The sequence below is a fragment of the Stenotrophomonas sp. 05L414_2 genome (assembly GCF_056397905.1).
The window spans coordinates 1-4,661 of the sequence record NZ_JBFTOJ010000242.1 but is presented as its reverse complement, the minus strand read 5'-3'; the positions used below and the strand labels follow the sequence as shown (position 1 = coordinate 4,661).

Here is a 4,661-nt window from a genome sequence, read left to right as displayed (position 1 = left end):
GAACTGGCGCGCGAGGAACTGCTGCAGTCCGAGCGTGCCGCGCGCAGTGCGGCCGAAAACATGGCGCGGCTGAAGGATGAGTTCCTGGCCACGCTGTCGCACGAGCTGCGCACGCCGCTGACCACGATCCTGGGCTGGAGTGAACTGCTGCTGCAGCGCGTCGATTCCACCAGCCCGCTGTACAAGGGCCTGGGCGTGATCGCCAACAGCGCGACCGCGCAGAAGCGGTTGATCTCGGACATGCTCGACCTCAGCAGCATGCTGCTGGGCAAGGTGCAGCTGGAAGTGGAAGTGCTGGACCTGCGCGACCAGTTGAACGAAGCGATGGGCGCACAGGAGCTGGTGGCCGAGGGCAAGGCGCTGGACGTCACCCTGCAGCTGCCGGCACAGCCCTGCCAGGTGCTGGGCGATGCCACCCGGCTGCAGCAGGTGTTCTGGAACCTGTTGTCCAACGCGATCAAGTTCACCCCGGCCGAAGGCCGCATCGACGTGCAGCTGCAGGCCGATGGCAACTATTGGACGATCACCGTGCGCGATACCGGCGACGGCATCGCGCCGGAGTTCCTGAACCATCTGTTCAGCCGCTTCCGCCAGGCCGACGGCACCACCACCCGCCGCCATGGCGGTCTGGGCTTGGGCCTGGCCATCGTGCAGCAGCTGGTCGAGTTGCACGGCGGTTCGGTCAGCGCGGCCAGCGATGGCCACGGTCACGGCTCCACCTTCACCGTGCGCCTGCCGCAGCATCTGCCGGATGCCGAACGGCGTCCGCTGCGTGAGGTCGTCAGCGGTCCTATCCTGGAACCGATGGTGGTCGAGCCGTACCCGCTGCGCGGCCTGCATGTGCTGGCGGTGGAAGACCAGCCTGAAGTGCTGGAGTACCTGCGGCGCATGCTGGAAGAGCAGGGCGCGAGCGTGTCCGCCGCCAGTTCGGCGGGCGAAGCGCTGGCGCTGCTGGCCGACAATGGCCACCTGCAGTACCAGGTGCTGCTGACCGACATCGGCATGCCGGGCATGGATGGCTATGGCCTGGTAAGCACGTTGCGGCAGGACTTGGGCGTGGATGCGGCAGCGCTGCCTGCGGTAGCGGTGACTGCGCTGGCGCGTGCCGATGACCGTCGCCGTGCGTTGGCCTCGGGCTTCCAGGAGCATGTGGCCAAGCCGTATTCGGTGGCCCAGCTGGTGGGTGTGGTGCGGCGCGTGCAGGCCACGCGCGGGGACAGCCTGCTGCACTGAGCATTCACGGACAATCGGCGACCCTGCAGTTCAGGAGGTTGCCGATGTCCCGTATTGCTCCCCGTATCCATACTGATTCCGCGCAGATCGCGCGCCTGGAAGCCCTGTTGCCGCAGTTGCAGGGGGAAACCGAGGTGCAGCTGACCCTGCACGATGGCCGACGCCTGCTGGGCACGGTTGCGGTGCAGCCGACGCTGCAGCAGTACCGCAACGACGCCGGCGACGAAGGCAGCAATGGCCAGCTGCGGCTGGACGATCTTGATGCGCCGGTGCAGCAGCATCACGTGTGGCTGGATGAAATCGCCAGCATCCGCAGGTTGCCGCCGAGGCTCTGACGGCAAGTGCAGATGGCTGCATCCACGCATGGCGTGGATCTACTGTAGAGCCACGCCACGCCAAGCGTGGCTGCGATGGTCATTCGAACAGTAGAGCCACGCCATGCGTGGCTGCGGTGGTCAATGTTCGAACAGCGTTGCCGTCGCTTCGAACCTGCGCGCATACGCGCGCTCCTCGGCTACCCGGGTCACTTCATCGTCTGCCAGATCCGGCGCGCCATAGACGGCGTAGGCCACGCTGCCATCGGCGCCGTGGCCAACCTGGTGCAGGCGGTAGCGGGAATGGCCGCCGCCGGTGTCCTCCGGGTAATGCACGGGGGGATGGCTGCCTTCCAGGTCCATTTCACTGTTGTCGACGACACCTCCGACGAACAAGGCACGCATGCAGGATCTCCAGGGGTTGCGGGGGAGCTTCTACCCTGAACGCTGGCATGTTGCTGCGGCATCAAGGCAACGTTGAAGTTTCGCAAAGCGGTGGCCGGGGCCGGGCCGGGGCGGACAAGCCGGTACAATGGACGGCCCTCACGCTTCCAGTACCCGCGCCGATGGCATCCAGCGACGACGCCCCCCTGCAGACCCTGTTCCTGCCGTTCTCCAGCGGCGCCCTGCGCTGGCCGGAGGGCCCGGTGGCCTTCCTGCGCGCCCGTGACGGCTGGCCACTGCGCGAGCAGGCCGGCGGCCGCGAAGTCGACTGCGAACAGAGCTTCGCCCCGTTCGCGCAGCCGCTGCAGCAGGCCGCTGGCTGGACCGTCAGCGGGCAGCTGGATGATGTTGCCGGCCGCGGCCGTTACCCGCTGGTGCTGGTGCTGCCGCCGCGCCAGCGCGAGGAAGCCCGCGCGCTGTTCGCCCGCGCCCTGGCGCTGGTCGCCGAGGGTGGCCGCATCGTGGCCTGCCAGCACAACAACGAAGGTGCCCGCTCCGGCGAAGGCGACCTCAAGCAGCTGGCTGGCCTCGGCGGCAGCCTGACCAAGAACCACTGCCGCGTGTTCTGGACCGCTCCGCTGCAGGGCCAGCACGATGTGGACGTAGCCAAGCGCTGGGGCGCGCTGGACGCAGTGCGGCCGATCGTCGGCGGCCGTTTCCTCAGCCGTCCGGGCGTGTTCGCCTGGGACCGCATCGACCCGGCGTCGGCCCTGCTGGCCGAGCATCTGCCGGCCGACCTGGCCGGGCGTGCAGCTGACCTCGGTGCCGGTTACGGCTACCTGTCGCGTGAACTGCTGGAGCGCTGCCCGAAGATCACCGCGCTGGACCTGTACGAGGCCGAGAAGCGCGCGCTGGACCTGGCCGAACTCAATCTGGCACCGCCACCGCGCCCCGTGCCGCTGCGCTTCCTGTGGCGCGACGTCACCGCCGGTATCGAGCCGGACTACGACGTCATCATCAGCAACCCGCCGTTCCACACGCCCTCGCGTGCGGATCGCCCGGACATCGGCCAGCGCTTCATCGCCGTGGCCGCGCAGGCGCTGCGCCCGGGTGGGCGCCTGTACGTGGTGGCCAACCGCCACCTGCCCTACGAGTACACGCTCAACGAGAGCTTCGGCGCGGTGCGCGTGGTTGCCGAGCGCGATGGCTTCAAGCTGGTCGAAGCGGTGAAGGGCAAGGGGAAGGGCCGGTGAAGCTGGTCAAGCACATCGCCAACCTCGGCTACGGCAGCCGCAAGCAGGTGCAGTGGATGTTCCGCGAAGGCCGCGTCACCGACGCCGACGGCGAGGTGCTGTACGCCGACGACCAGGTGCCGCATGAAGCGGTGCGGGTCGACGGCGAGCCACTGGACCCGCCGGTGGGCCTGTCGCTGGCGATGTACAAGCCGGCTGGCTACACCTGTTCGACCAAGGACAAGGGCCGCCTGATCTACGACCTGCTGCCGCCGCGCTTCCGCGACCGCGACCCGGTGCTGTCCACTGTCGGCCGTCTGGACCGTGAGACCAGCGGCCTGTTGCTGCTGACCGACGACGGCAACCTGCTGCATCGGATCATTTCGCCGAAGTCGAAGCTGCCCAAGGTCTACGAAGTGGAGCTGGCCGAAGACCTGCGTGGTGACGAGGTGGCGCTGTTTGCCAGCGGCACGCTGATGCTGGAAGCGGAGAAGACGCCCCTGCTGCCGGCTGAACTGCAGGTGCTCGGGCCGCGCAAGGCGCGCCTGGTACTGCACGAAGGCCGCTACCATCAGGTACGCCGCATGTTCGCTGCCGCAGGCAACCATGTGCAGGCACTGCATCGCAGCCGTGTTGGTGGCCTGGACCTGCAGGGACTGGCCGAAGGGCAATGGCGGCTGCTGACCTCCACCGATCTGGATACGTTGTTCGCTCCATGACCTCCATCGCTGCGCTGCCGTTCCTGCCCGACGCCGTCATCTTCGACATGGACGGCTTGATGATCGACAGCGAGCGTGTGTCGCTTGCATGCTGGAGCGAGGCGGCGGAGGAATTCGGCCTGCCCCTGGATGCCAGCTTCTTCGTGCGCATGGTCGGCCTTGGCGACCGCGACAGCCAGGCGCTGCTGCGCCAGCAGGGCATCGAAGACAGCATGATCGAGGCCATGGYCGCGCGTTGCCATGATCTGTACGAGGAGCGCACGCAGACCGGGCTGCCGCTGCGGCCGGGCATCCTGGAACTGCTGGAGCTGCTGAAGGCGCATGCGGTGCCGCGCGCGGTGGCGACCACTACGCGGCAGCCGCGGGCCAACCGCAAGCTGGCTGCAGCCGGGCTGCTGCCATACTTCGATGCGGTGATCACCAGTGGCGATGTGGCGCGGCCGAAGCCGGCGCCGGACATCTACCTGCTGGCCGCGCAGCGGCTGGGACAGGCGCCGGAACGTTGCCTGGCGCTGGAGGATTCGCCGGCGGGAACCCGTGCCGCGCTGGCCGCCGGCATGACCGTGATCCAGGTACCGGATCTGGTGCATCCCGATGAAGAACTGCGCGCGCTCGGCCACCGCATCGTCGGCTCGCTGGTGGACGCGCACGCCTTGCTGCTGCCGCTGCTGCCGAGGTAACGGTGGGGGATGGTGGGTGYCGACCGTTGGYCGGCACGCTTCACYGCTCTCGCCGGGCATGGCCCGGYGCTACCGCTCTGGTGGGTGTCACCTTGAAGC

6 protein-coding genes are annotated in these 4,661 nt (G+C 68.2%); 5 read left to right on the top strand and 1 reads right to left on the bottom strand.

Translation table 11 applies throughout. The features are described from left to right. Together AC1DJN_RS20820 and AC1DJN_RS20815 are read left to right on the top strand one after the other, a co-directional pair. Positions 1-1,233: hybrid sensor histidine kinase/response regulator (locus AC1DJN_RS20820; protein WP_478040055.1), on the top strand; the 1,233-nt coding region annotated here is incomplete at its 5' end. Positions 1,234-1,277: 44 nt separating this feature from the next. Then, entirely contained in the window at positions 1,278-1,568 is a 291-nt protein-coding gene (locus AC1DJN_RS20815; RefSeq protein WP_025878414.1) for a DUF3247 family protein, read from the top strand. A gap of 120 nt (positions 1,569-1,688) precedes the next feature. On the opposite strand, the gene AC1DJN_RS20810 is transcribed toward AC1DJN_RS20815, so the two are convergent. Continuing rightward, positions 1,689-1,952: a hypothetical protein gene (locus tag AC1DJN_RS20810; RefSeq protein WP_025878415.1), complete on the bottom strand. Its 264-nt coding sequence runs from the start codon at positions 1,950-1,952 to the stop codon at positions 1,689-1,691. Between the two features lie 161 nt (positions 1,953-2,113). On the opposite strand from AC1DJN_RS20810, the gene AC1DJN_RS20805 reads away from it, so the two are divergent. Genes AC1DJN_RS20805 through AC1DJN_RS20795 form a run of 3 tightly spaced genes read left to right on the top strand, consistent with a single transcriptional unit; the run spans position 2,114 to position 4,562 of the window. Continuing rightward, a complete protein-coding gene (locus tag AC1DJN_RS20805) occupies positions 2,114-3,184 on the top strand; it encodes a class I SAM-dependent methyltransferase (protein ID WP_025878416.1) in 1,071 nt (356 codons plus the stop codon). Next, positions 3,181-3,882 (top strand): pseudouridine synthase, encoded by a 702-nt coding sequence (locus AC1DJN_RS20800; RefSeq protein WP_032976402.1) that lies wholly within the window; start codon positions 3,181-3,183, stop codon positions 3,880-3,882. Before AC1DJN_RS20805 ends, AC1DJN_RS20800 begins: the two co-directional genes overlap by 4 nt. Next, complete coding sequence (locus tag AC1DJN_RS20795) at positions 3,879-4,562, top strand: HAD family hydrolase (protein ID WP_478040052.1); 684 nt, start codon at positions 3,879-3,881, stop codon at positions 4,560-4,562. The genes AC1DJN_RS20800 and AC1DJN_RS20795 overlap by 4 nt, the downstream gene beginning before the upstream one ends. The last annotated feature ends 99 nt before the right edge of the window (positions 4,563-4,661 follow it).

Coding starts and splice junctions, on each gene's coding strand:
- AC1DJN_RS20815 (WP_025878414.1), top strand. CDS start 1,278: ATGTCCCGTATTGCTCCCCGTATCCATACTGATTCCGCGCAGATCGCG.
- AC1DJN_RS20810 (WP_025878415.1), bottom strand. CDS start 1,952: ATGCGTGCCTTGTTCGTCGGAGGTGTCGTCGACAACAGTGAAATGGAC.
- AC1DJN_RS20805 (WP_025878416.1), top strand. CDS start 2,114: ATGGCATCCAGCGACGACGCCCCCCTGCAGACCCTGTTCCTGCCGTTC.